This window comes from Actinoplanes sp. NBRC 101535, assembly GCF_030269225.1.
Classification (GTDB): domain Bacteria; phylum Actinomycetota; class Actinomycetes; order Mycobacteriales; family Micromonosporaceae; genus Actinoplanes; species Actinoplanes rectilineatus.
On record NZ_BSSY01000016.1, the window covers coordinates 39732 to 65655 of the forward strand.

26 protein-coding genes are annotated in these 25924 nt (G+C 71.6%); 16 read left to right on the forward strand and 10 right to left on the reverse strand.

Annotated features, from left to right (window positions below; genetic code table 11):
- The first annotated feature begins 97 nt into the window (after positions 1-97).
- Entirely contained in the window at positions 98-1465 is a 1368-nt protein-coding gene (locus QSK32_RS33920; protein ID WP_045741877.1) for an MFS transporter, read from the forward strand.
- Positions 1466-1470: 5 nt separating this feature from the next.
- Here QSK32_RS33920 and QSK32_RS33925 read toward each other — a convergent pair whose 3' ends face one another.
- A complete protein-coding gene (locus QSK32_RS33925) occupies positions 1471-2082 on the reverse strand; it encodes a TetR/AcrR family transcriptional regulator (RefSeq protein ID WP_245673908.1) in 612 nt (203 codons plus the stop codon).
- A gap of 133 nt (positions 2083-2215) precedes the next feature.
- On the opposite strand from QSK32_RS33925, the gene QSK32_RS33930 reads away from it, so the two are divergent.
- The 5 genes from QSK32_RS33930 (at position 2216) to QSK32_RS33950 (ending at position 5420) form a co-directional block, all read left to right on the forward strand.
- Positions 2216-2989: an SDR family NAD(P)-dependent oxidoreductase gene (locus QSK32_RS33930; RefSeq protein ID WP_045741968.1), complete on the forward strand. Its 774-nt coding sequence runs from the start codon at positions 2216-2218 to the stop codon at positions 2987-2989.
- Positions 2990-3100: 111 nt separating this feature from the next.
- Entirely contained in the window at positions 3101-3271 is a 171-nt protein-coding gene (locus QSK32_RS33935) for a hypothetical protein (RefSeq protein WP_285474167.1), read from the forward strand.
- 220 nt (positions 3272-3491) lie between these two features.
- Positions 3492-3773, forward strand: coding sequence for a hypothetical protein (locus QSK32_RS33940; protein WP_285474168.1), 282 nt, complete (start codon positions 3492-3494; stop codon positions 3771-3773).
- Positions 3774-3879: 106 nt separating this feature from the next.
- Complete coding sequence (locus QSK32_RS33945; protein WP_211275352.1) at positions 3880-4290, forward strand: YciI family protein; 411 nt, start codon at positions 3880-3882, stop codon at positions 4288-4290.
- Positions 4291-4292: 2 nt separating this feature from the next.
- Positions 4293-5420 carry an RNA polymerase sigma factor gene (locus tag QSK32_RS33950; protein WP_502872576.1) on the forward strand — a complete coding sequence of 376 codons (1128 nt, stop codon included), beginning with the start codon at positions 4293-4295 and terminating at the stop codon, positions 5418-5420.
- 89 nt (positions 5421-5509) lie between these two features.
- Here the strand turns inward: QSK32_RS33950 and QSK32_RS33955 are convergent, their stop codons facing one another.
- On the reverse strand, positions 5510-7471 hold the full coding sequence (locus QSK32_RS33955; RefSeq protein ID WP_285474170.1) for a trypsin-like serine protease: 1962 nt from the start codon (positions 7469-7471) through the stop codon (positions 5510-5512).
- Positions 7472-7607: 136 nt separating this feature from the next.
- Positions 7608-8216, reverse strand: a complete 609-nt coding sequence (locus QSK32_RS33960; protein ID WP_285474171.1) for a TetR/AcrR family transcriptional regulator — start codon at positions 8214-8216, stop codon at positions 7608-7610.
- Between the two features lie 108 nt (positions 8217-8324).
- Here QSK32_RS33960 and QSK32_RS33965 point away from each other — a divergent pair, with 108 nt between their 5' ends.
- On the forward strand, positions 8325-9446 hold the full coding sequence (locus QSK32_RS33965; protein ID WP_285474172.1) for a lipase family protein: 1122 nt from the start codon (positions 8325-8327) through the stop codon (positions 9444-9446).
- A gap of 342 nt (positions 9447-9788) precedes the next feature.
- Here QSK32_RS33965 and QSK32_RS33970 read toward each other — a convergent pair whose 3' ends face one another.
- Together QSK32_RS33970 and QSK32_RS33975 are read right to left on the reverse strand one after the other, a co-directional pair.
- Positions 9789-10631: a hypothetical protein gene (locus QSK32_RS33970; RefSeq protein ID WP_285474173.1), complete on the reverse strand. Its 843-nt coding sequence runs from the start codon at positions 10629-10631 to the stop codon at positions 9789-9791.
- A gap of 88 nt (positions 10632-10719) precedes the next feature.
- Positions 10720-12831 (reverse strand): elongation factor G, encoded by a 2112-nt coding sequence (locus tag QSK32_RS33975; RefSeq protein WP_285474174.1) that lies wholly within the window; start codon positions 12829-12831, stop codon positions 10720-10722.
- A gap of 437 nt (positions 12832-13268) precedes the next feature.
- Here QSK32_RS33975 and QSK32_RS33980 point away from each other — a divergent pair, with 437 nt between their 5' ends.
- The 4 genes from QSK32_RS33980 (at position 13269) to QSK32_RS33995 (ending at position 15392) form a co-directional block, all read left to right on the forward strand.
- Complete coding sequence (locus QSK32_RS33980) at positions 13269-13472, forward strand: cold-shock protein (RefSeq protein WP_045741886.1); 204 nt, start codon at positions 13269-13271, stop codon at positions 13470-13472.
- Positions 13473-13590: 118 nt separating this feature from the next.
- Entirely contained in the window at positions 13591-14250 is a 660-nt protein-coding gene (locus tag QSK32_RS33985; protein WP_285474175.1) for a lysophospholipid acyltransferase family protein, read from the forward strand.
- A 27-nt stretch (positions 14251-14277) separates the two neighbouring features.
- On the forward strand, positions 14278-14589 hold the full coding sequence (locus tag QSK32_RS33990; RefSeq protein WP_285474176.1) for a hypothetical protein: 312 nt from the start codon (positions 14278-14280) through the stop codon (positions 14587-14589).
- A 116-nt stretch (positions 14590-14705) separates the two neighbouring features.
- Positions 14706-15392, forward strand: a complete 687-nt coding sequence (locus QSK32_RS33995; RefSeq protein WP_285474177.1) for a pyridoxamine 5'-phosphate oxidase family protein — start codon at positions 14706-14708, stop codon at positions 15390-15392.
- A gap of 99 nt (positions 15393-15491) precedes the next feature.
- On the opposite strand, the gene QSK32_RS34000 is transcribed toward QSK32_RS33995, so the two are convergent.
- Positions 15492-16091, reverse strand: a complete 600-nt coding sequence (locus QSK32_RS34000) for a hypothetical protein (RefSeq protein WP_045741887.1) — start codon at positions 16089-16091, stop codon at positions 15492-15494.
- Entirely contained in the window at positions 16088-16744 is a 657-nt protein-coding gene (locus tag QSK32_RS34005) for a DUF8746 domain-containing protein (protein WP_285474178.1), read from the reverse strand. Before QSK32_RS34005 ends, QSK32_RS34000 begins: the two co-directional genes overlap by 4 nt.
- 204 nt (positions 16745-16948) lie before the next feature.
- On the opposite strand from QSK32_RS34005, the gene QSK32_RS34010 reads away from it, so the two are divergent.
- Positions 16949-17797: a DODA-type extradiol aromatic ring-opening family dioxygenase gene (locus tag QSK32_RS34010; protein ID WP_285474179.1), complete on the forward strand. Its 849-nt coding sequence runs from the start codon at positions 16949-16951 to the stop codon at positions 17795-17797.
- 82 nt (positions 17798-17879) lie between these two features.
- On the opposite strand, the gene QSK32_RS34015 is transcribed toward QSK32_RS34010, so the two are convergent.
- On the reverse strand, positions 17880-19973 hold the full coding sequence (locus QSK32_RS34015; protein WP_285474180.1) for a HelD family protein: 2094 nt from the start codon (positions 19971-19973) through the stop codon (positions 17880-17882).
- Between the two features lie 433 nt (positions 19974-20406).
- Positions 20407-20718, reverse strand: a complete 312-nt coding sequence (locus QSK32_RS34020; protein ID WP_045741891.1) for a hypothetical protein — start codon at positions 20716-20718, stop codon at positions 20407-20409.
- Positions 20719-21231: 513 nt separating this feature from the next.
- Between QSK32_RS34020 and QSK32_RS34025 the strand changes: the two genes are divergently transcribed.
- Both QSK32_RS34025 and QSK32_RS34030 read left to right on the forward strand, forming a co-directional pair.
- Positions 21232-21435, forward strand: a complete 204-nt coding sequence (locus QSK32_RS34025; RefSeq protein ID WP_045741892.1) for a cold-shock protein — start codon at positions 21232-21234, stop codon at positions 21433-21435.
- A 200-nt stretch (positions 21436-21635) separates the two neighbouring features.
- A complete protein-coding gene (locus tag QSK32_RS34030) occupies positions 21636-22136 on the forward strand; it encodes a hypothetical protein (protein WP_285474181.1) in 501 nt (166 codons plus the stop codon).
- Positions 22137-22355: 219 nt separating this feature from the next.
- Here the strand turns inward: QSK32_RS34030 and QSK32_RS34035 are convergent, their stop codons facing one another.
- Positions 22356-23420, reverse strand: a complete 1065-nt coding sequence (locus QSK32_RS34035; RefSeq protein ID WP_285474182.1) for an FAD-dependent monooxygenase — start codon at positions 23418-23420, stop codon at positions 22356-22358.
- Positions 23421-23483: 63 nt separating this feature from the next.
- On the opposite strand from QSK32_RS34035, the gene QSK32_RS34040 reads away from it, so the two are divergent.
- Together QSK32_RS34040 and QSK32_RS34045 are read left to right on the forward strand one after the other, a co-directional pair.
- A complete protein-coding gene (locus QSK32_RS34040) occupies positions 23484-24077 on the forward strand; it encodes a TetR/AcrR family transcriptional regulator (RefSeq protein WP_045741895.1) in 594 nt (197 codons plus the stop codon).
- Between the two features lie 242 nt (positions 24078-24319).
- Positions 24320-25924, forward strand: coding sequence for a methyl-accepting chemotaxis protein (locus QSK32_RS34045; RefSeq protein ID WP_045741896.1), 1605 nt, complete (start codon positions 24320-24322; stop codon positions 25922-25924).

Sequence of the window (25924 nt, forward strand, 5' to 3'; positions counted from 1 at the left end):
GATCAGCACCCGTCCGGCAACCGGCGCCGCGAGTCCACATACGACGACTGGTCCCCCATCCGCGAGTAACCTGCCGGACCCGGGTAGAACAGGGGCTGTGCCCCGCCGCTACCTGATCCTCGCCATCTGCTGCATGAGCCTGCTGATCATCAGCATGGACGTCACCATCGTCAACATCGCGCTGCCCGCGATCCGCGCCGACCTCGGCGCCTCACTGTCCGGGCTGCAGTGGACCATCGACGCGTACACGCTCGTGCTCGCCAGCCTGCTCGTGCTCGCCGGATCGACCGCCGACCGGATCGGGCGGCGCCGGGTCTTCCAGGCCGGGCTCGTCCTGTTCACCGCCGGCTCCCTGCTCTGCAGCATCGCCCCCACCCTGGGCTGGCTGATCGCCGCCCGGATCGTGCAGGCCGTCGGCGGTTCCATGCTCAACCCGGTCGCCATGTCGATCATCACGAACACGTTCACCGACAACCGGGAACGGGCCCGCGCCATCGGCGTGTGGGGCGCCGTCACCGGGTTCAGCATGGCACTCGGGCCGATCGCCGGGGGCCTGCTCGTGCACACGTTCGGCTGGCCGTCCATCTTCTGGATCAACGTGCCGGTCGGGGTCGCCGCGTTCATCCTGGCCTGGCGGTTCATCCCCGAATCACGGGCCGAGCACCCGCGCCGCCTCGACCCGGTCGGCCAGATACTGGTGCTGACGGCACTGGCGTCCGTCACGTACGCCATCATCGAAGGACCCGCCGAGGGATGGACCTCCCCGCAGATCCTGGGATGCGCCGCGCTGGGCGTCGCCGCCGTCGCCGCCCTGCTGCGATGGGAACCGCGCCGCGACGAACCCCTCATCGAACTGCGGTTCTTCCGCAGCGCCCCGTTCAGCGGCGCCACCCTGATCGCCGTCTGCGCCTTCGCCGGGCTCGGCGGTTTCCTCTTCCTCAACACCCTCTACCTGCAGGAGACCCGCGACCTGTCGGCCCTGCACGCCGGCCTGTACACCCTCCCGATGGCCGGCATGACCATCGTCGCGTCCCCGATCTCCGGGCGCCTCGTCGCCGGCCGCGGCACCCGCCTGCCGCTGATCGTCGCCGGCACCGCGATGGCCCTCGGCATGCTCCTGATGACCGGCGCCGCACCGGACACCCCGATCTGGCGTCTCGTCCTCGCCTACCTGCTGTTCGGCCTCGGCTTCGGCATGGTCAACACCCCGATCACCAACACCGCCGTCTCCGGCATGCCCCGCGCCCGGGCCGGCGTCGCCGCCGCCATCGCCTCCACCAGCCGCCAGGTCGGCAGCGCCCTCGGCGTCGCGGTCATCGGCGCGGTCGTCGCCTCCGGCTCCACCGGCGGCTGGTGGATCCTGTGCGGCCTGGGCCTGGCGGTCCTCACCCTGGGATTCGCCAGCACCGGCCGATGGGCCCGAACCACCACCGGCCGGGTGTACGCCGAGAAACTCCCCGCCTGACGGACCTACGGAGTCGGTCCGTAGAACAGGCGCAGGACCGCGTCGGTGAGGGAGTCGAGCAGCGCCTCCTCGTCGTGGACGCCGGGTTTGGCGTAGACGTCGGCGAAGGTGGAGTTGCGCATGGCGGCGGCCATCCGGGCGATGAGATCGGGTGGCCCGTTCACCGCGCGGCCGGCGCGGGCGTCCCGCCCCAGGCGCTCGGTGATCATCAAGCAGCCCTCGTCGATCAGGCGATCCCGGACCTTCCTCACCTCGGGGGCGGGCTCGGCCGCGAGGAACGCCTCGCAGAGCCAGCGCCCGTCGACCTTCCAGCGCGCCAGCCCGGCCGCCATGCCGCGGCGCAGCTCGTCCCGGCCGAGGCCGTCGGCGTGTGCCCATTCGGCCATCTCCGCGTCGGACTCGGCGACGCGATGCTCGACCAGCGCGGCGAGCAGGGCGTGTTTGGACTCGAAGTAGAAGTAGAAGCCGGATCGTGCGATGCCCGCCGCCGCGGCCAACTCGTCGATCGTGACCTGACTGATCGGTTTGTCCCTGAAGACGGCGCGGGCGGCGTCGACGAGCGCTTGTTCACGCTGGTCGCCCCTGGTCGGGCCGCGACGGCTCTTGATGCTCGACACCGCGGGATCATACCCACCATCCACGGTAATTGACGTCACATCATCTTCAGTCGACACAGTGTCGAAAGCAAACAGCACCGTGTCTAGACTTCGCCGCATGGCCGATCCGGCCCTGTCGCACAAGGAGAATCCGATGTCAGAAGCACTGAAGGACAAGGTCGCCCTGGTCACCGGCGCCAGCCACGGCATCGGCCGGGCCATCGCGGAACGCTTCGCCCGCGAGGGCGCGGCCGTCGGCATCGGCTACGGCCACGACGAGGCCGCCGCCACCGACACCGTCGACGGCATCCGCAAGGCCGGCGGGCGCGCCTTCGCCGTGCACTCGGAGCTGGGCCTGCCCGGCGACGCAGCCCGGCTCTGGGCGGCCTTCGACGAGTCCGGCCGCGATCACGCACCCGACGGCAAGCTCGACATCCTCGTCCACAACGCCGCCAAGGCCAGCTTCGGCCACCTGCACGAACTCACCGAAGAAGGATTCGACTCCGCCTTCGCGGTGAGCGTCCGAGCACCCTTCTTCATCACGAAACTGGCCCTGCCACGGCTCCGCGACGGCGGCCGGGTCATCACCATCTCCAGCCTGTCGGCACAGCTCGCCGGGCCCCACTCGATCGCCTACGGCGCCGCGAAGGGCGCGCTGAACTCGTTCACCCTCAGCCTCGCCCAGGAACTCGGCCCGCGCGGCATCACCGTCAACGCCGTGGCTCCCGGTGTCGTCATGACGCGCAACAACGCGTACCTGCTCGACGAGAGCCAGGCCGAGCGGCGAGCGGCGACGGAGGCCCGCAGCGCGCTCGGCCGGCTCGGGCAGCCGGACGACATCGCCGCCGTCGTCGCATTCCTCGCCTCCGCAGAGGGCGGCTGGATCACCGGCAAGGTCATCGACGCCTCGGGCGGCACCGCGCTCTAATGAACTGACCATTCCCGGTCACGACCCGTTCGGGCCTGATCACCGGCACGGCTGCGTCAGATTGCGGAAGCGCCGGTGAGCAGCTCACCCGATCCCTCCGGGAGGTCTGCGATGCGTGTCGACACCCGCCTGCGCACCCTCAAACGCAAACGCTGCTACGTCCTCAACGACGGCCAGGTCTACGGCAAGGGCTGCGCCAAGGCGTTCGTCACCGCCGCCGAGAACGGCATCAAGATCCTCGGCAACAACGGCAAACTCGTCAAGCGCTTCACCCTCGTCTGATTCCTGCCTTTTGGGTACGCCCGGAGCACCGTCCCCTGTGATCCTGCCAGTACCGCGTACCGCATCCTAGGAGGCTAGGTGAAAGCACTGGAGCGGGCCTGGTCCCTCATCCGAGGCGATGGGCGGCCCACTGCGCGTTCCAGGCCGCCGGATCCCGAACCCATGCGGGCCCGAGTGGTGAGGACCTGGCCGGCCACTTCGCGGTGTTCTGCGTGGCGAGGTGGCCGAGGTGCCGACGAGCCGTTGTGCCCCACGCGGGCGACTGGGCCAGCCGCTGTTTGATCGTCAGCGGACCCATGTCGGAAGCCGCGATGTGATGATCGGCCGAATGGATCGCCTGTCGTCCGTCATGGAAGCCGTTTCGGCTGAGCTGTCCATCACTCAGCCACGAGAGATCGCGCTGTACGCACGTGCCTTCAGCTCGCTGGCCGGCCAGGCCGCCTACGACACTCGCGCATGCGTGCTGATCGTCGAAGAACTGGACCGGCTGAGGGCCGGCTGATCGGTCACCATGCCGGTGCGGGAACGGATGTCGAGAACGTGTGGGTGGCTCCGTCCCCGGTGTGACGGCGGCCAGAATGGGCCGTACCCGCATCGAGGAGACCACCATGGCGAAGTACCTGCTGCTCAAGCACTACCGTGGCGCCCCGGCACCGGTGAACGACGTGCCGATGGACAAGTGGGCTCCGGAGGAGGTCACCGCGCACATCGCGTACATGAACGATTTCGCGGCCCGGCTGGAGGGCACCGGCGAGTACGTCGACAGTCAGGCGCTCGCCCCGGAGGGCACGTTCGTGCGGTACGACGGGCCGGGACGCCCGCCGGTCACCGACGGCCCGTTCCCGGAGACCAAGGACCTGATCGCCGGCTGGATGATCATCGATGTGGAGTCGTACGAACGGGCCCTCGCACTGGCCGGTGAGCTGTCCGCCGCACCGGGCGCCGGTGGTCGGCCGATCCACGAGTGGCTGGAGCTGCGCCCCTTCTACGGGGTGACGTCGCCGGCCACCGCGGAATGAACGTGCGGGAGCTGACTCCCGCGGTGATCGCTGTCCTCGTCCGCCGCGGAGCCGACTTCGCGGCGGCCGAGGACGCCGTCCAGGATGCCCTTCTCGAGGCGGTCCGCACCTGGCCGGACGGCCCGCCGCGGGATCCGAAGGGCTGGCTGGTCGCGGTGGCCTGGCGGCGGTTCCTGGACGCGGTCCGGGCGGACACGTCCCGGCGGCGGCGTGAGGATCTGGTGGAGGCCGAGCCGCCGCCCGTCCCGGGGAGCGCGGTCGACGACACGCTCCAGTTGTACTTCCTGTGCGCCCATCCGTCGTTGAGCCCGGCGTCGGCGGTGGCGCTCACGCTGCGGGCGGTCGGCGGGCTGACCACCCGGCAGATCGCCCGGGCGTACCTGGTGCCGGAGGCGACGATGGCGCAGCGGATCAGCCGGGCCAAGCGGACCGTCGCGGACGCCCGCTTCGACCGGCCGGGGGACCTCGGCACCGTGCTGCGGGTGCTGTACCTGGTCTTCAACGAGGGCTATTCCGGGGATGTGGACCTGTCCGCGGAGGCGATCCGGTTGACCCGGGAACTGGCCGCGCGCACCGATGACGAGGAGGTCGCCGGGCTGCTGGCGCTGATGCTGCTGCACCACGCCCGGCGGGCGGCGCGCACCGGGCCGGGCAGTGAGCTGATCCCGCTCGCCGAGCAGGACCGCGGCCGGTGGGACACCCGGATGATCGCGGAGGGTGTCGGCCTGCTGCAGGCCGCCCTGGCCCGGGACCGGCAGGGCGAGTTCCAGGTGCAGGCGGCCATCGCCGCCCTGCACGCGGACGCGCCGACCGTCGAGGAGACCGACTGGGTGCAGATCGTCGAGTGGTACGACGAATTGGACAGCCCGGTGGCCCGCCTGAACCGGGCGGTGGCGGTCGGCGAGGCGGACGGTCCGCGGGCGGGTCTCGCGGCGCTCGCCGACCTGGACCCGGCCCTCCCCCGCTACCCCGCGGTCGCGGCGTACCTGCATGAACGCGACGGTGACCTGGCCCGAGCGGCCCGGTTGTACGCGGAGGCGGCCCGGACCGCCCCCACCATCCCGGAACGGAACCATCTCCTCCGGCAGGCTGCGAGGCTGAACGCCGGTGACCACCCGGCCTCGGGCTGAGGGCGGTCCGGCCGACGTCACCGTGACGGTCGCCGTCCGGGTGAACTCCCGGCGCACCCTCTGAATCGGGGGCACGCCGGGAGCGGGGATCAGAAGCTGATCCGGATGTCGTCGACGAAACCGCGGTAGCCGCCGGTGTTGGCCGGCTGGTCGTACCCGAAGTCGATCTCGACGATCTCCTTGCCGTTGGCCAGCGAACCCAGGTCGACGGTGACGTCGTTCCACTTGTCCAGCGTCAGCGCGGTGCACTGCTCGGCCGGGTGGGGTCGCTTGCCGTTGCTCGCCGGGGCGGTCGAGCTCCGCAGGTTGGACAGGGTGTCCGTGGTGCGGTCGTGGAAGATCAGGTCGATCGCCACGCACTTGCTGTTGTTGCCGTCGGCCAGGTTGTAGCTGTTCGTCTTGCTCTGCGGGTAGACCCGGTAGTGCAGCTTCGTCGTCGGGCCGCCGAAGGTCTGGGCGAGGCCGAAACTCTTCAGGTACGCGTACGACGAGGTCGCGCTGTTGTCCTTGCCGGAGTAGAGCAGGATGTTGCCGGCGCCGGTACCGAGGTGGTCGGTGCCGACGAACAGTTCCGGGACGGTCACGGTGCTGGCGACGCCACCGATGTTGGCCGCACCGCCGCGCGGTGAGACGCCGCCGGCCAGGGTGTTCGTCCAGGTCGGCTGGGTCTCCCCGGTGCCGAGGCCGGTGCTGAACTTGTCCGTCGCCACCACGTCGGTGATCTTGTAGTCGTCGATGAAGCCGCGGAACCCGCCGGTGTTGGCGGCCTGCTGGTACCCGACCATGACGGTCCGCAGCACCTTGCCGGCGAACCTGCCGCCGACCTCGACCCGGACCTCGTTCCAGGTGTCCAGGGTCATCGTGCCGCACTGGTTGGCGGGGTGGATGCCGTGACCGTCCTGGTCGGTGAGCCCCGAGTCGCGCAGGGTGCTGCCGTCCGTGAAGATCAGGTCCATCGCGACGCACATGCTGTTGTCGCCCTCGGCCAGGTCGAAGCTGTTCGCCTTGCTCTGCGGGTAGACCCAGTAGGACAGCACGCTGCCCGCGCGCAGCATCACGTTGCCGTAGGTGAAGGCCCGCAGGAACGCGTACGACGACGTGGTGCTGGTGTCCTTGCCGGAGTAGAGCAGCATCTGCGTGCCGCCGTGCGAGCGGGAGTCGGTGCCCAGGAACAGTTCCGGCACCGCGGCCGTGGTGGTGATGCCGGTGACGTTGGCGACGCCGCCGTGGCCGCCGCCGAGGCCGGCACCGGTGGAGTTGCGGTAGTGCGGCTGGTGGTCGCCCGCCTCGAAGGTGCTGCCCAGCGACGGCACGTTGCCGTTGACCCAGGTGTAGAGGTCGTCGACCCGGGTGCCGGTCGCCTCCGGCGTGCCGGTGGCCGCCTCGGCGAGGCAGCCGGCCTGGTTCGAGGCGTGGTGCAGCCCGACCAGTTCGACGGTGCTCGTGCCCTGCCGCAGGACCGGGCCGCCGGCGTCGCCCTTGCAGACGCCCACGCCGCCGGTGGTGGTGACCGTGCCGGCCGCGACGGTGCCGACGGTGGCGGCACCGGACTTGAGCACGTCCGGCACCCATTGGTCGGCGGTCCGGCCGTACCCGGCAAGCACCAGCCGCTCACCGGCGACCGGTGCGGTCCGGGACACCGTCACCGGCGCGATCGACGTCCGGGCGGCCAGTTCGACCAGGGCCAGCGGCCGGGTCGGGTGCGGGATGATCCGGGCCGCCTGGGTGACGAAACCGGTGGTGGTGGCGGTCAGGTCGGCGCGGCCGACGGTGATCGTGGTCGGCAGTTTCGGCGCCCCGGCCGAGACCACCCCGTCGGCGCCCGCGACGCAGGCCGCGTCGGTGAGGACGGCCTGCGGGTGCACCAGCACCGCGGTGCAGCCCCGGTCGGTGCCGGTGGTCCGCAGCTGTGCGGTGAAGGAGTACTGCCCGGCGGTGAGCGTCTCGCCGCCGGTGATCGCCGAGGCCGGTACCGCGGCGGCGGCGATCATGCCCACCGTCACCGCCGTCACGAAGGCCAGGCGCCGGTGGACGCGTTGAATCCCCGTCATTCTCTGATTCGCTCCTGTTGGTCGCCAGGAGAGCGGACGGCATGCGTCGGAGCATGCCCGGCTCCCCCGTCGTTCAGCCGATGCGCGCCCGTGGAACGGGCGCGCGCAGTAAGGCTGATCGATGGGAGAATCGATGTCAATCTCTGCGTACGGCGCGCAGTGCGATGTCGACGGACGCCTGCAGGTCGGAGCGGGTGGCGCCGGCCGCGGCGTGCACCGCGTGCCCCTCACTGAGGGCCATCACGAAGCGGGCCACCGCCCGCGGGTCGGCGCCGTCCGGCAGGTCGCCCTCCCGGGACGCGCGGATCAGCCGTTCGGAGAGGGCGGCCTCGGTCTCCGCGCGCCCGGCGGCCAGGATCCCGGCGATGCCGGCGTTCTCCGGGGCGCAGGCCAGACCGCCCTGGATGGACAGGCAGCCGGCCGGATGGTCGTCGGCGGTCAGGCCGTCGGCACTGGCGCGCAGGAACGCCTCCACCGCGGTGTACGCCCGCGGCCGGTCCAGTGCCGCGCGGGCGGCGGCGACCCGGGCCGCGTGGTAGCGGGCGAACACCCGGCGGAACAGCTGCTCCTTGTTGCCGAACGTGGCGTAGAGGCTGGGCCGGTTGATGCCCATCGCCCCGGTCAGCACGCTCAGGGAGGCCCCGTCGTAGCCGTGCCGCCAGAAGACCTCGGTGGCCCGGTCGAGGACGGCCTCCTCGTCGAAGGCCCGGGGCCGGCCGCCGGCGGCGGGTGTCGCTGCGTTCATGGGACGACTCTACCGCTCGGTACAGATCCGGGTGCGCCGATGCGGCATGTTAGGTTCGCCTAACCTAACTTCTAGGTCCACTGTCGATACGGAGACGAAGGAATGTCGATGCCCTCCATCCGCCGCATGGCGCCCCTGGCGATCTGCCCGCTGCTGATCCTCGGCGCCCCCGTGCCGGCCTCGGCCGCGGCACCCGGCGAGCGCCCCGGCACGGTCGTCACGACCACACCGCTGCCCGGCAAGGAGGCGCCCGGAAGCACCGCGACGTCGATCACGTACTGGACCGAGAACTCCCTCGACCAGCCCCGGCAGTCGCTCGCCACCATCTACGTGCCGACCGGCACCCCACCGGCCGGCGGCTGGCCGATCCTGGCCAACGCGCACGTGACCGCCGGGCTCGGCGACGACTGTGCCTACACCGACGACTACGGCACCGCCGCCGCGGACGTCAACGTCGTCACACCGTGGATCACGGCCGGATTCGCCTTCGTCGCCACCGAGTACATCGGCATCGGCACCGACGGCTCACACGCGTACCTGGACGCCGGCGCCGAGGCCAACGCGGTGATCGACTCGGTGCGGGCGGCCCGGAGCGTCGACCCCACACTGTCGCGGGACTACGTCGTGAACGGCATCTCCCAGGGCGGCCACGCCACCCTGGCCACCGCGGCGAAGGCCGCCGAACGCGCACCCGAACTCCGGCTCGCCGCCGCGATGGCCGACGCGCCGGCCACCAAGATCGAGGGGTACATCCCGGTCGCCGGACCGTACATCCCGCCGCTGCCCGCCCCGGACTACACGACCTACGTCGCGTACATCCTCGCCGGACTGGAGACCGCCCGCCCGGACTTCGACCTCGACGCCTACCTGACGCCGGCCGGCCGCGCCGTCGTCGACGACGCACACCGGCTCTGCTACTTCGACATGAACACCCGCACCCAGGGCACGTCGATCGGCCAGATGCTGTCGAAGCCGCTCAGCACCGGCGACTTCCCGGCGGTGCTGCGCGACGTCACCACCCTGCCGGTCAGCGGCTTCGACGCGCCGGTGCTGGTCAACCAGGGCCGGTTCGACGTGGTGGCGTTCCCGTTCCTCACCGACCTGCAGGTCACCGAGATGAAGCTGCACGGCGCGGACGTCACCTACCGTCACTACGCCACCGGCCACAACGTGTGGGCCCAGGCGCTGCCGCACAACATCGCGTTCGCCCGCGCGCACCTCGCCGCCTGACGGTCACCCTCACCGCCGGTCATTCCCGTTCGGGGGTACGCCCGGAGCACGGTCCCGTGACCCGCGGCGGCTCGGCACCGTCCCGTGATCCACGCCGGCTCGGCACGGTCCCGTGACCCGCGGCGACGGCACGTTCCCGTGATCCACGGCGGGTCCCCATCAGTCCCGTGGATCACGGGACTGATGGGCGCGACCACTCACGCAGGTCGCCCCGGAGGGCTTCGCGGTCCGGACGCGTAGCGGCCGGCGAAGCTCTCCGGGGCCCTCGGCGGGAGCGACGGTCCGCACCACCCACCCCGCTACGACATCGGTCTTCGCTGTTGATCCTTGGTGTGCGGTCTGTCAGGAAGCCGGTGTGGACGGGTCGCCGGGCGGGGCCGGTGTCTCCGCGGGAGGCTGCCGGTCGCCGGAATCCGGATGGACCGGCTGCTGATGGACCGGCTGCTGATGGACCGGCGGCTGATGGACCGGCTGCTGGTGGACCGGCGGCTGGGGCCACATCGGCGCGAACGGCTGCGCCGGCGGATATCCCCATGCCCGCGCCGGCGGCTGGAAATGCCGTCGTGCGGACGTGGTGAACAGCAGCACGACGGTCGTGACCGCGGCCAGGAATGCGACCCCGCCGGCGAGCGTGGAGGCGAGCTCGACCGCGACCGACAGGCCCTCGGTGTCGAGTTCCTCCAGACGCTCGTAGAACAGTTCGCCCGCCCACTCCTCGAAGTCCCCCGACCCGAAGTCCTGCTCGCCGAAGTCGTCCACCCCTTCGGGCTCTCCGGCGAGCAGGCCGAACAGCAGCAGCACGGCCAGGCTGCCGAGGAGGCAGGCGAGGACGTTCAGCGCGAGCGGCACGATCAGCCCGATCAGGCTGAGGACGCGGGCGACGGAACTGCCCCGGTACAGCCCGATCGCGGTGACGCCGAGCCAGGTCGCCAGCATCAGCGCCAGCACCACCGTGAACGTCGCGCCGAACGTGTTGCTGCTGCGCTCCGACTGGACGTCGGCGGCCGCGGCGGCGGTCTCGCGCGCGGCGACGTCGATCAGGCCGTCGTAGTGGACCGCGCCGACGACCGTCACCGCCGCGAACAGCACGAGCGCCCCGGCCACCGCGAGTTGCAGGCCGAAGGCCACGGTCACCGTCGCGGGGCGCGACGGAAGGGACGGAAAGGACGGAAAGGGTGGTGTCACCGGATACACCACGGCAGGCTACGGGCCGGGCATTCACCGCGGTACATCCGGTCGGCTATTCAAGATCAATACCTTTCGCCGGTACGAGTCAGCGGGCCACCGCCCGGAACCACTCCTCGCGATCGCCGGGATCCGGGCCGCGCCGCGGCAGCCGGGGCGGCCGGTCACCGGGCACCGGCGCGTAGTGGTCGAAGTGGGCGGTCAGGACCGCCTCGCCGCCGGTCAGATCGGGCAGTGCGGCGACCACGCCCGGGATCCGCGCCGACGGCAGGGTCCCGGTCAGTTCCAGGTAACCGCCGGCCCGCTCCCCACCCGTGACGACGCCGTCGTGGATGACCGCGCCGTGCCGGCCGAGCAGCGCGCTCACCGTGTCGGCCAGATGCCGGGGCAGGTTGACGTCGAAACGTTCGACCGGTTCGCACACCCGGGTACCGGCGCGGGACAGGGCCGCGGTCACCACCACCTGAGCCAGGTTGCGGAAGTCCGCGGCCACACTGGAGATCGACTTGTCGAACTTCTGGTGCGGGCGGCTCTGCCGCGGCCAGTACTGCGAGGACGTCATGGTGACGGTGCAGTCGGTGACCGGCCAGCCGTGCGGGCCCTGCCGCAGGGCGGCCCGGACGCCCTGTTCGGTGGCGGCGACGAACGCCGGGGGCAGCCGTCCCGGTTCGATCCCGGGATGGAACGTGACGTCGTGGCCCGCCTCGACGCGCAGACCGATCCCGGCCAGGTACGGGTTGCCGTGCTCCTTGACCCGGTCCACCGCCTCGGCCGTACCGGTCACCCGCTCGATGCAGGCGGTCAGGGTGCCGGAGAAACGGACCCGGACGCCGTACCGGTCCTCGAGCAGCGCCGCGATGACCTCCTTCTGCACCTCGCCGTGCAGGCGGATGACCGCCTGCGACTGCTGCTCGTCGAGGCGCAGGTCGACGAGCGGGTCCTCGTCGGCGAGTTCGGCGAGACCGGCGAACAGGGCGAGCCGCTGGGCCGGGTCGACGGGTTCGACGAGGGCCTGCCGGGTCGGCGGCGGAAACCGGTAGAGATGCCGCCGCGGCGGCTCCCCGACGTGCTGGCCGATCCGGGCGGACAGCCCGCGGACGGCGGCGATCTGGCCGGCCACGGCGGACGGGCGGACCAGCACGCCACCGGGTTCACTGACGGCGATCTGGGTGACGGTCTGCGGTGCGGCGCCGGACAGGCGTACCCGGTCGCGAACGCTCAGACGCCCGGACCACAGGCGCATCCAGACCCGCCGCCCGTGGTCGTCACGGTCGACCGCGAACACGGTGCCGGCCGCCGGCCCGTCGCTCCCGGCGCCGTGCGGGACCGGCCCATCGCTGTGCGGGCGCGGCCCATCGCTGTCGTGCGGGACCGGCCCATCGCCGTACGGGCGCAACGCGGCGCTGTGCGGGTGCGGCTCGGCGCTGTGCGGGACCGGCCCATCGCTGTGCGGGCGCGGCTCGGCGCTGTGCGGGAGAAGGCTGGACAGGGTTCGCCGCAGTTCCGGAACTCCGGCGCCGGTGATCGCCGACCCGTACACGACCGGGGTGAGACGACCGTGCCGCACACCGCGACGGAGCGCACGCCGCACGTCCCGGGCGCGGACCCGCTCCCCGGTCAGCCACCGGTCGGCGATGGTGTCGTCCGCCTCCGCCACCGCGGCCACGACGGCTTCGGTGCCGAATCCGGCGGTGCGTACCCGGGCCGCCCGCTCGCCCTGGCCGGTGACGGTGGTCAGCGGCACCGGACAGGCCGCGAGCCGCTGCCGCAACTGGGTGACCACCCGGTCGGCGCCGGCGCCACGACGGTCCACCTTGTTGACGAAGACCATGGTGGGTACGCCGATGCGCCGCAACGCCCGCCAGATGGCGACGGTCTGCGGCTGCACCCCCTCGACGGCGGAGACCACCAGCACGGCGGCGTCCAGCACCGCCAGGGAACGCTCGACCTCCGCGATGAAGTCGGGGTGGCCGGGCGTGTCCAGCAGGTTGACCGTCAGCTCCCCGAGACTGATCGAGGTGACGGCCGCGCGGATGGTGATGCCACGGCGGCGTTCCAACTCCATCGAGTCGGTGCGGGTGGTGCCCTCGTCGACGCTCCCGGGCCGGGCGACGGCTCCGGCCTCGTAGAGGAGGCGTTCGGTCAGGCTGGTCTTGCCGGCGTCAACATGGGCGACGATTCCGAGGTTCAACAGGGCCAAGGCGGGGCTCCACGATAGGACGGTCAGGGGTCCGAAGCGTGGTAGCCGTTCGCATGGTCACTCCTCGTCGTGGACTGCCGGTCACGCCCAACCTGTCACGGCCCCCACCCCCGCGCCACCGGTTTTCACCCGCCGGGTCGGGCCGGCCTTTCCGAGGCGGCCGTCCACCGGCATGTCACCGACTGAACAGTCGGCCGAGGTCACGAGCGGTTCAGGCGTACTCCGGGCGGGCGATGATTCGTCCGGGAACGCGCATTCTGTGCTAGCGTCGACTCGTTGCAGTTTTGATTTCCGTAGACGTTTTCGGCGCCTGCTGGGTTTCAGATAACCCGGCCAGGCGCTTTTTTCGTTTTTCGTGTCGTTCCCGACGCGGGCGATCAACGCGGCGGCGCACGGGGCCGCGCAGTGCAGCCCCAACAGCCTGCTAAGGAGCAGACATGGTTACTGGAACCGTCAAATGGTTCAACGGCGACAAGGGCTTCGGCTTCATCGCCCAGGACGGCGGCGGCGCCGACGTCTTCGCCCACTTCTCGGCGATCGCGACGACCGGATTCCGCAGCCTCGAGGAGAACCAGCGGGTGGAATTCGACGTGACCCAGGGCCAGAAGGGCCCGCAGGCGGAGAACATCCGCCCGCTCTGATCGACGTTCTCTCCGGCGGCGGCCACTGTTTCGGTGGGCCGCCGCTCGGCGTTTCCTATCATCAGGCGACCTGACGCCTGTGACACAGCATGGGCCCTGGACAGTCGAGAGTGAGTTCATGGAGCACCATCGTTCCCCCGGCACGACCGCCGGCCCCCGCCGGATCCCCCTGACCTATCGCGTGGTGATGGCGGCGGCCGGGCCGATCATCCGCTGGTGGGGCCGCCTCGAAGTGGTCGGCCTGCAGCACCTTCCGGAGCAGGGCGCGACGATCGTGCCCGCCAATCACGACAGCGCCTGGGACCCGATGGTGATCGCGTACGCCGCCCGTCGCCGCCGGCAGATCCAGGCCCTCGCCAAGGATTCACTCTGGAAGAACCCGCTGGTCGCGCGGATTCTCGACGGGATGGGCCAGATCCCGGTCCGGCGTGGACAGGCCGACACGGACGCCCTGGACGCCGCGCTGCGGTGCCTCTCCACCGGCGGCTGTCTCGGGATCTTCCCGGAGGGCAGCCGGTCGCAGGGCCGCCAGTTGCGGGCCCGCAGCGGCGTCGGGCGTCTCGCCCAGGCCGTGCCGCAGGCCCGGATCGTCTGCGCGGCGGTCTCCGGGACAGTGGACATCGCCCGTTTCCCGCGGCGCCCGCGCCTGACGGTGACGTTCTTCGAGCCCACGCCCGCGCCGCCGTCGGAGTCCGCCACGGCCCTGTCCTCGCGGCTCACCGCCGAACTCCGCGCCGTCGCCCCGGTGGCGTCCGGGGAACGCGACGTCAAGCCCTAGACACGTTTCGTCGTCAGGGTCCGCGTGATGACTTCAGCCGCCCACCACGCCCGTAATCACCACACCCCCACCGGTGTGGTGACTTCGGGCGCCCAGCACGCCCGTAATCAACACACCACCACCGGCGTGGTGACTTCGGGCGCCCAGCACGCCCGTAATCAACACACCACCACCGGTGTGATGACTTCAGGCGCCCACCACACCCGTAATCAACACACCACCACGGGCGTGATGACTTCAGGCGCCCACCACACCCGTAATCACCACACCACCACGGGCGTGATGACTTCAGGCGCCCACCACGCCCGTAATCAACACACCCCACCACCACCGTGGTGACGGGCGGTACGGCGCGACGGTCCGGTTGCGGTCGGCCTGGGTGGTCCGGCGCGATTCACTGATCGTCAAGTGCGGGGCGCTACCGTCCGGACCGAGACCGACACCCGGAGGACGCCGTGCCGCACCGTTACCTGACCGCTCTCGACACGCCGTCCGTCATGGCCGCCCAGCGCGAGTACGGCAGCCACACCGCGATGCGCCGCCTGATCGCCGGGTGGGACACCGGCAGCGTGCTCGGCGAGGAGGAGATCGCGTTCATCGGGGAGCGGGACAGCTTCTACCTGGGCACCACCGGTGAGAGCGGCTGGCCCTACGTGCAGCACCGCGGCGGGCCGCCCGGATTCCTGAAGGTCCTCGACGATGAGGACGGCCACAGCGTGCTCGGCTGGGCGGACTACCGGGGCAACCGGCAGTACGTGTCGGCCGGCAACCTCCGGGCGTCGTCGCGGGTGTCGCTCTTCCTGATGGACTACGCCGGCCGGCAACGCCTCAAGATCCTCGGCGAGGCGCAGGTGGCCGACGCCCGGCACGAGACAGCAGCACAGACGGCCGACACCCGTCGGGACGGGACGGCGGCGCTGCTCGCCCGGGTCGCCACCCCGGACTATGCGGCGCACGTGGAACGGGTGATCACCGTTCGGGTGCACGCCTTCGACTGGAACTGTCCGCAGCACATCACGCCCCGCTGGACCCGAGCCGAACTCGCCCCCGCGCTCGACGGCCTGCACCGCGAACTGGACGAACTGCGCGACCGTAACCGCCGCCTGGCGAAGGAGATCGCCGCCCTACGCCGGCCCTCCTGACCCTGTTCGCGGACGATCAGCGGCGCGGGCCGGGCGACGACCTCCGGCGGCGGCTTCGGGACACCGCTTTTCGCGTACGCCGAAAGCGGTGTCCCGACCTCACCCACCGGTGACGTCGCGCCGGACCGACCAGGCGGCGAGCGCCAGCGAGCCCGCCGTCCAGCCCAGCAGGGCCAGCTGGAACCGGGGCTGGCCGATCGAGGCGAACAGGAAACTGGTGAACGGCAGCGGCTCCTCCAGCCGGCCGATCATGCCCTCGGCGATCACCAGCCAGCCCAGGTAGCCGCCGAGCAGCCACATCGGGCGGCGCACGATGGTCGCGTTGGCGACGCCGAAGACGGCGATCAGGGGGATCGCGGCCAGCGTGGTGAGGTACTGCCCGGGGTGCCCGCCGACGATCGGGAATCCGCTGACCACACCGAGCGCCAGACCGAAGAGGATCGCGACGAGGCACTGCACGGCGAGGACCACCAGGCGCTGCGGCCGGCCGAGGAAGGTGAGGATGATCGTGTGGTGCTGGTAGTGCTGGGAGGTGAGCACGATGGCGATGCCGAAGGCGCCCAGGCCGGCGAAGAGGGTCCAGAAGTCCTCGCTGAGCCATCCGGTGAACGCCGCCAGCCCGGCGAACAGCGCCAGGATGATCCACGACGAGCGGATCGACAGGCTGCGGTGCAGTTCACTGCGCAGGACCGCGATCATGATGCCTCCGCGAGGTTCAGGAAGATGTCCTCGAGGTGCTGGGTCTGCGCGACGAGTTCGTAGACGGGCACCTGCGCCTGCAGGGCGATGTCGCCGGCCTGTTCCGGGGTGAGGCCGGTGACCAGCAGCGTGCGGCCGTCGGTGGTGACCGTCGCGCCGTGTTCGGTGAAGGCCTTCGCGAGCATCTCGTCGTCGCCGCCGCGGACCCGCAGGTGGTTCCCGGCGAACAGGTCGGCCAGCGGCGACGCCGTCCGGAGCCGGCCGTCCGCGATGATCACCACGTCGTCGACCATCAGCTCCAGTTCGCCGAGCAGATGACTGGAGATCAGCACCGTGCCGCCGGCCGCGGCGTGCTCGCGCAGCAGGCCGCGCAGCCACGCCATGCCGGCCGGGTCGAGGCCGTTGGCCGGCTCGTCGAGGACCAGCACGTTCGGCTCGCCGAGCAGCGCGGTCGCCACCGCCAGGCGCTGGCGCATGCCGAGCGAGTACTCGCCGGTGAGCTGGCGCCCGGCGTCGCCCAGCCCGACGAACTCCAGCAGTTCGTCGACCCGGTTGCGGGGCGTACCGCCGAGCAGCGACTGGGTGATCAGGTGGGCGCGGCCGGTCGCGTCGGCCTCGGTCTGCTCGATGTCGGCGATCGTAGGCTCCGGCATCCGCAGCTGGGGCCGCCGCGCGGGGAGACGTCGAGGTTGCCGTCGGCGTCGGTGCCGGCGACCAGGACCAGCGAAAGACGGCCGGCGCTCCATGACTTCAACGCTTGACTGAACCGCACGTCACTAACGCTTGCATGTTTAAGTAAACTGGTCCTACATTGGGGGTCATCGAGCGCCGCTGAGAACCGAGGTCCGATCATGCTCATGTCCGACACTCCGGCCGGCGCCTACGACGACCTGCTGGCCCGGGTGCTGCCCGCGGCCCGCGAGCAGCGCGTCTGGGAGCAGGCCGACGGGACCATGCCCACCCTGTTCGTCAGCCACGGCGCGCCGCCGACGCTCGACGACCCGCAGTGGCTGGACGACCTGTTCGCCTGGGGGCAGTCGATGCCCAAGCCGCGGGCCATCGTCGTGGTCTCGGCCCACTGGGAGAACGCCCCGGCCGCGCTGTCCGCGTCCGCCGCCGGCACCCCGCTCTTCTACGACTTCGGGGGCTTCCACCCCCGTTACTACACTTTGCCGTACGCGACGCCGGACGCCACCGACCTCGCCCACCGCGTCGCCGGCGTCCTGGGCACCGGCGGTCCCGTGCACCAGTTCGTGAACCGCGGGCTCGACCACGGCGCGTTCATCCCGCTGATGGCGATGTATCCCGCCGCGGACGTGCCCGTCGTGCAGGTGTCGATGCCCAGCCTGGAACCGCAGGCGCTGTTCGCCCTCGGCCGTCGCCTGCGGGCCCTGCGCGAGGAGGGTGTCCTGGTGATCGGCTCGGGTTTCATGACGCACAGCTTCGCCGTCATGCGCAACCCGCGGCTGGCCGGGCACACCGCCGCGTTCGACGAGTGGGCCGCCGACGCGGTCACCCGCGGCGACGTCGACGCGCTCACCGACTACCGGGCCAAGGCGCCGGGCGCGGACGTCGCCCATCCGACCGCCGACCACTACGTGCCGTTGCTGCTCGCGGTCGGTGCCGCCGACGACCCGACGACGGCCACGTCCGCCATCGAGCGCATCACGTTCGGCAACTCGATCCGCTCGTTCCGCATCGACTGAGCCGGTCGCCTTCCGGACGGCGTCGGCGGCGGCACCGCCTGAACCGGTGCCGCCGTCTGCCCGCCGTACCGTGAAAAAGGGGTCAGACCGGGGTGGGCAGGATCCGGCCCAGCTCCTGGGTGCAGCGGGTGAGCGCGACGTAGAGGCCGTTCCAGCCTCGCGGTTCGGCGGCGATGCCGTCCGGGTCGACGACCAGCGCCGCGTCCCACTCCAGGCCCTTGGCCTGCGTGGCGGTCAGCACCGGCAGGCCGGGGAGCAGGTCGCGCAGCGCCGCGGTACGCGTGACCGGCGCGACCACCCCGACCGATCCGCCCTCCCACCGTTGCCGCAGCTCCGCGACGGCGGCTTCGACAGCGGCGGGCAGGGCGGTCTCGGCGACGGCCAGCTCCCACGGGTCGATGCCGGAGGACCGGACCGCCCGCGGCGGGGCGTTGCGGCTCCCGGCCTTCGCGAGCACCGGGCCGGTCAGTTCCATCACCTCACGCGGCGTGCGGTAGCAGATGGTGAGTTCGGCGGCGGTCCACCGCTCCCCCATCGTCGCCGCGACCGCCTCCGCCCAGCTGGTGTGCCGGTGCGACGCCTCGGTCTGGTCGATGTCACCGACCGCGGTGATCGACCGGCTGGGGCAGCGGCGCAGCACCATGTGCCACTGCATGTCCGACAGTTCCTGCGCCTCGTCGACGACGACGTGGCCGTACACCCAGGCGCGCTGCCGCCGGGCACGGTCGGCCGTGAACTCGCCCTGCTGTTCGGGTGCGGCGACGTCGCCGAGCAGGTCCGCGACCGCGTCGAGCAGCGGGATGTCGCTGGACGCCCAGGGGTCCGGTTCGGCGGCCACCAGTGCGGCCTCGGCCTCGGACAGGTCCGGGGTGAGGCGCAGCATCAGCGGTGCGTCGCCGAGCAGGCGCCGCAGGGCCGTCGCGGGGTCCCGGGACGGCCACCAGGTTTCGAGGAACGCGGCGACGGCGGCGCTGTCGGCGATCCGCTCGCGCAGCTCGTCGATCTCGTCGTCGGACATCTGCCCGTCGACGTCGCTGCCGGCGTGCCGGTCCGGGTCGACGCGCGTCTTCGCCCGGCGGTCGAACTGTGCCAGTAGCTCCTCGAGGCCCTCCTCCATCTCGTCGAGCAGGTCGGCACGCCGTTGCGCGACGGCGTCGGCCAGGAGCTGATGCACCTGCTCGGCGAAGGCGGCGCGGGCCCGATGGTACGGGCGACCGGACGTCGCCGAGGTGAGGGCGGCGGCCACGGCCGGCTCCCCGATCACGTACGCCTCGCCCTCCCAGCGCAGGGTCAGGTCCCGGGGCCGTGGGTGCAGCGCCCGGACGTACCGCTGCAGCATCGGCTGCCACAGCGCGCGGCCCTTGATCTCGGACACCTCGCGGGGTTCGTCGCGTTCCACCGTGACGCCGGGAAACAGGGTGTCGCAGGTCGCGGAGACCGCGGCGGTCTCCCCCAGGGCCGGCAGCACCTGCGCGATGTAGTCGAGGAACCGCGGCGACGGTCCGAGCAGCAGCACCGCCTGCTCGGCCATCCGCCGATGGGTGAACAGCAGGTATGCGACCCGGTGCAGGGCGACCACCGTCTTGCCCGTTCCCGGACCGCCCTGCACGATCAGCGGTCCGGACGCGCCGGCCCGGATGATGTCGTCCTGCTCGCGCTGCAGGGTGGAGATCGACGTCGACATCTTCCCGGTACGCCGTTGGTCCAGTGCCGCGAGCAGGGCGGCTTCCCCGACCAGTTCGGTGGTGGACGCGCCGTCCAGGGGTTCGTCGTCCACACCGGTCACCACCGAGCCGGTGGTGCGGATGTGCCGGCGCCGGGCCTGCCCCTGGGCGTCGACCGGCGTCGCGGTGTAGAACGGCCGGGCCGCCTCGGCCCGCCAGTCCAGCACCAGCGGGTCCGCCTGCTCGTCGTCGTCGCGCAGCCCTATCCGGCCGATGTGACGGACCGTGCCGTCGAGGCCGTCGATGCGCCCGAAGACGAGGCCGTCGCGGGCCCGTGTGATCTCCTCGTGCTGCCGTGCGAGTGTCCGCAGCCGTGCCCGGGCCACGTCGTCCGTGGCGGGCGCCGCGAGTGCGGCGGTCAGATCCGCGGCGACCCGGTCCCGCCGGGCGAGCGCCGCGTCGAGAAACGCCTGTTCCTCGGCGATCGCGTTTTCCTCAGCATCACGACTCATTATTCAGAGCACCTCCGCCGCGCAATGCTAGGAAATCAAACGGCGGATTCCCAACGGGAGAGGGTGTTGTCTCACCTGCTTGCCTTCAGCGCTCCGATGCTGATCTCGCGCCCTGTATTTCATTCTTGACAATCGGCGCCACGCCTGTTCTCGGCGCTGTTATCCACTCGGCGGGATGACGCGGGCGGCGCCATTCTGCGCCCAGGAACAGTGGCCGAGGGCCGACGGGCGGAAACGATCGCCGCCGAGGAACCCGGGCGGCGATCTCCCGCGTGAACCCGGGCCGCGGTCTCCCGCGTGAACCCGGCGGCGAACGTCTCCTCGCCGCCGGGACGGCACCTGACCGCTCGAGCTTCCCGCCCCCGCGTTCAGCCGGCGGCGTCGCCGGTTTCCGTGGTGGTGGGGCCCTCACGCCGGAACACGGCGCCCCTGCTCACGCCACGGACCGTTGCCGCGCCTGGGCAAGTGGTGCCAGCTGGACCGTCCAGGTTCGGGCCGGTCCCACGCTCGCCATCGCCTGACAGAGCAGGTCGCAGCCCAGTTGCGGGCTGCCCTCGGCGAAGCCCCGGTTGATGAGACCGATCGCCCTCGGGTGGTCGCCCGCTGCGAGCGCGTCCCGCAGTCCGGCGGTCAGGACACCCGCCAGGGCGGCATGGAAACTGGCGGTCTCCTTCTCCCGGAGGGTCTTGGCGGGCAGGATCGGCGTTGCCGGGGGGAGCGTCGACGCATTCGACATCAGGGTCACATGATTCTCCGGGATTTCGGTGTAACGGCGGTCCGGCGGTCACATCGCCGCCTGCCGCGCTTTGTCGGCGCCTGAGCGGATGCTTCCGTGGAGTCTGTCCCCGACGAGAGCGCTGCCGGATTCCGGCCATCGGAACTGACGATCGTCTTTGGGGTTTCACTGCTGAACTGATCGACTACCAGCCTACCCGCGCGCTGCGCCCGAGCCGTGCCGCCGCCGGTCATCGGACCGGGTCGCCGGGCCCCGCGGCGGACGGATCCCGCCGATGTGCCGCCCGGAAAATGCGCGCCGCACGGTGAACGGTGACCGCCGGTTGACGGTGATCGACAAATTCTGTGCTACGGTTGCCGTGTTGCAGTTTTGATTTCCGTAGACGTTTATCGGCGCCTGTTGGGTTTCAGAGGACCCGCCAGGCGCTTTTTCGTTTTTCGTGTCGTTCCGACGCGGGTGATCAACGCAGCGGCGTGGGGGCAGCACAGTGCGGCCCCCGACAGCTCGCGAAGGAGCATGAACGTGGTTACTGGTGTCGTGAAGTGGTTCAACGCTGACAAGGGCTTCGGCTTCATCGCCCAGGACGGTGGCGGCGCCGACGTCTTCGCCCACTTCTCCGCGATCTCGGCCAGCGGCTTCCGCAGCCTCGAGGAGAACCAGCGGGTCGAGTTCGACGTGACCCAGGGCCAGAAGGGCCCGCAGGCGGAGAACATCCGCCCGCTCTGATCAACATCTGCGAACGGCGGCCCGACTGGTTCAGCGGGCCGCCGTTCGGCTTTCCCACGGTTTCCGCGCGGATGAACGCATCCCCCGTTTTCCCGCTCGGTGAAAACATCCGCATCCCCGCCGGAACGCGATTCCCGGCAGAAGTGTCAACTCCTTCACGCCACTACACGGCGCGGGCCTGCCGGAGGATCGTCGGTCGCATGACCACGACAGCAGGTTTCCTCACCGCCCTGACGGTGGCGGGCACCGCCGCGCTCGTGCCCGCCGGCACCGCACAGGCCGCCACCACCGCACAGGCCACCACCACACACGCCGGCACCACCACACACTCCGTCGGCACCACCGCGCACTCCGCCGGCCCCTGCGCGCCGACGCAGCCCGGCACCGGTTTCTACGCCGCCGGACGGGTCGCCTCCGCCCCGGTCACCGTGCCGGCATCACGATGCACCACCATCGCGGTCTCCCACATCCGGGACGCCGCCGACCCGGACGACACCTGCCAGACGTTCCTGCTGGCGTTCCTGTCCCCCACCGGGGGCGATCCCACCTACACCGAGCCGGTCGAGGCCTGCTCCCCGACACCCGGGCGGCGCACGGTGCTGGCGAGCGGCGTACCCGACGGCACCGTCTTCCGGGTGCTCTACCAGGTCGACTACATCGACCCGGCGATCCAGACCGTCAAGTACACGGCGTGGCGCTGACCCACGACCGGGAACACGCATCCGGGCGGCCACGGCTGCTCCCGGTGCACCAACCGCGCCGGCAGCCGACGGACGAGCGACAACCGAGCGGGCAGCCGACGGACGGGGCGGCGACCGAGCGGGCCGGGACGGCGATCAGGCGGGCCGGGACGGCGATCAGGCGGGCCGGGACGGCGATCAGGCGGGCCGGGACGGCGATCAGGCGGGCCGGGACGGTGATCAGGCGGGTGGACCGGCCAGCATGCCCACCCGCAACAGGCCGTCACGGAACGGCAGGCCACGCCGGACCCGGGTCATCCCCGCGGCGGCGGCCGCCACCCGGGACAGCCGCCGGGTGACGCGACGGCGGCTCCGGTCGTACCCCTGAAGGCCCTCGGCCTGCGCCGAGGCTCCCCGCAGGCACCGGGCGAGAGTGACCGCGTCGATGATCGCCTCGCAGGCCCCGCGCCCGAGGTCGGGACTCATCGCGTGGGCGGCGTCGCCGATCAGCACGGCGGCCCCCGACACGTAGGACGGGAGCGGCGGAGTGACGTAGACGTCGTGGCGCAGCACGCCGCTCTCCTCGATCGCGTCGAGGACCGGCGCCACCGGGGCCGCCCACGTCCCGAAGGTCCGGCGCAGCACGGCGACCTCCGCCCCCGGGTGGAAGCTTCCCTCCGGGGCCGCCGTGGTGGCGAACCAGTTGGTCCGGCCGCCCTCCTGCGGGGTGACGCCGAACTTGACGCCCCGGCCCCACACCTCGGCGAACGCGTCCACCGGCATGTCCGGTACGACACCGCGCCAGGCGGTCCCGCCGGAGTAGCGCGCACGGTACGCCGGACCGAACAGTCGCTCCCGGGTGCGGCTGAACACGCCGTCGGCCACGACGAGCAGATCGGCCCCGCCGGCCTCGGGCCCGTCGACCGGATCTCCCCGCTGGATCCGCGCGCCCGCGGCGATGGCCGCCTCCTGCAGGATGGCCAGCAGCGGGGGCCGGGACAGCAGATGCACGTGGTCGCCGGTCCGCCGGTGCAGCCGCCCCACGTCGATCTCGGCGATCCGGGATCCGTCCGGGCGCAGGAACCGGCCGGCGAGTTGCGGCACGCCGGCGCGGCGCACCTCGTCACCGGCGCCGAGGGCGTCCAGGGCGTGCAGGGCGGCCGGCCAGATGCCGAGGGCGGTGCCGGCCGTCGCGGGTGCCCCGTCCCGTTCGCGAACGGTCACCTGCCAGCCGTCGCGTCCGAGGGCGGCAGCCGCCGCCAGCCCGGCGACGCCCCCGCCAATGATCATTGCTTGTCGATGCATGACCTCAAAGTACAACGCCTGTTGTTTTTTCACTATGCCAGTTGTGACAGCTATCGTGGCGCGGTGCCGACTCGCCGCGAACTCCTGCTGGACGCCGCCATCGCCGTGCTCGGCGATCAGGGAACCCGGGCGCTGACCCACCGGGCCGTCGACGCCGCCGCGTCGATGCCGGCCGGTTCCGCCGCCAACCACTTCAAGAGCCGCGACGCCCTGATCAGCGCCGTCGTCGACCGCTTCGCGGAACGCGACCGGGCCGACTGGGAGACGATCGCGGGCTTCGTCCGGCCGTCGACCGCTGAGGAACTCGCCGCGGCGCTCGTCGCGTACGTGCACCGCGCGCTCGGCCCGCAACGGACCATGACCGTCGCCCGCTACGGACTCTTCGTCGAGGCGGCGCTACGACCGGAACTGCGGGGACGTCTCACCGGGACGGCACGGGAGATCCGCGGCTGGGCGGCCGGCTGGCTCCGCGCCCTCGGCTCGGCGGACCCCGACGGCGAGTGCACGGCGGTCCTCGACTACCTGGACGGCGTGATCATGCACCAGCTGGCGTTCCCCGGCCTCGCTCCGGACTGGGAGAACGCGGTCCAGCACCACGTGCGCCGGCTGTACACCACCCGGGATCCGGACGGCCGGTCCACACCGGGGACGCGGTGACCGCGGGCCGGATCCGCGACTCCACCGCGAGGCCGCGGACACCGGCCGAGCCGTGATCTTCACCGTCGACCAGTGACCGGCCGCCCGCGCCCGCCATGGTGACCGGGGCGGCGTCGCGAACACCGTGACACCCCGGCGCGGGGCGGCGGCTCAGTGTCCGGGCCCGACTGCCGAACAGCAGGGAGGTGGGCGGCATCGGGGCCGCCCGAACACCGACATGACTCCGGGAAGGCCCCTCTGCCATGACACCGGAGAACCGTGGGCGCCCCTTCGCGAACACCAGCGTGAGCGTCAAGATCCTGGGCGCGGTCGCCGTCGCCGCCGTCGTCGCGCTCGCGGTCGGGCTGGTCGGCGTCTACGGGCTGCGGCAGGCCAGCGCCGCGGCGGAGCGGATCTACACCGGCAACGTCGCCGGGGTCGACGCCATCGGGGACCTGCGGTCCGCGGTGACGCAGAGCCGGCTCGACGTCGTCAGCCACGCGAGTTCCCAGACGGCCGCGAACCAGGCCACCTATCTCAAGGCGTTCGCCGAGGATCAGAAGACCACCGCCGCCGCGTTCGCCGCGTACCGGGCGAGCGGCCCGGCCACCGAGGTGGCCGCCATCGACGAACTGGCCGACGATTACCAGCAGTATGTGACGATCGCGACCGACAAGCTGATCCCGGCCGCCGAAAAGCAGGCTGCCGCCCTGTGGGAGCAGATCCGCGACGACGAGGTCACCCCGCTGATGACCGAGATGACGGAGGACCTGACCGGCATGGCAGCGGTCGAGGATGCCGATGCCGCCGCCACCAACGCTGCCGCGCAGTCCGCGTACACCTCGAGTTTGATCTCGTCGTTGGTGTTGCTGGTCGTGGGTCTGCTGGCCGCCGGGGGTCTGGGGGTGTTCGTCGCCCGCGGCATCGTCCGGTCGCTCGGGAAGGTCCGGGCGGTGTGTGACAGTCTCGCGGCCGGGGATCTGACCCACACGTCCGGGCTGACCGGGACCGACGAGCCGGGCCTGATGGGTCAGGCTCTCGACGCCGCGATCGGCACCCTGCGCCGGACCGTCTCCACGATCGGCGACTCGGTGGTGACCCTCTCCAGCGCCTCGGAGGAACTGACCGTGGTCAGCGCCGAGTTGCAGTCCGGCGCCGCGGACGCCGCGGCCAAGGCGAACGCGGCGTCGCTCGGCTCGGAGGACGTCAACGCCGGCGTGCAGTCGATCGCCGCCGGCGCGGAGCAGATGAGCGCCTCGATCACCGAGATCGCCTCGAGTGCCGGGCAGGCCGCCTCGGTGGCGCAGACCGCCATGGCGGTGGCGGGCCGCACCACCGCGCAGGTCGCCGAACTCGGCACGGCCAGTTCCGAGATCGGCGACGTGGTCAAGCTGATCACCACGATCGCCGAGCAGACGAACCTGCTGGCGCTCAACGCCACCATCGAGGCGGCCCGCGCCGGTGAGCTGGGCAAGGGTTTCGCGGTGGTCGCCGGCGAGGTCAAGGAACTCGCGCAGCAGACCGCCAAGGCGACCGAGGAGATCACCACCCGGATCGCGGCGATCCAGACGTCGAGCGGCGCGGCCGCCGCCGCGATCGAGGAGATCACCGAGGTGATCCAGCAGATCAGCGACTACACCACCACGATCGCGTCGGCGGTCGAGGAACAGACCGCGACCACCTCGGAGATGAGCCGGTCGGTCGCGGAGGCGGCCACCACGAGCAGCGAGGTGGCCGGGACGGTGTCCGGGGTGGCGGCCATCGCGACCGCCACCGCCGGGGGCGCCGCCTCCACGCAGCGTGCCGCCACCGACCTCAGCCGGGTGTCCGGCGAGCTGACCGCCCTGGTCAACGGGTTCAGGCGCTGA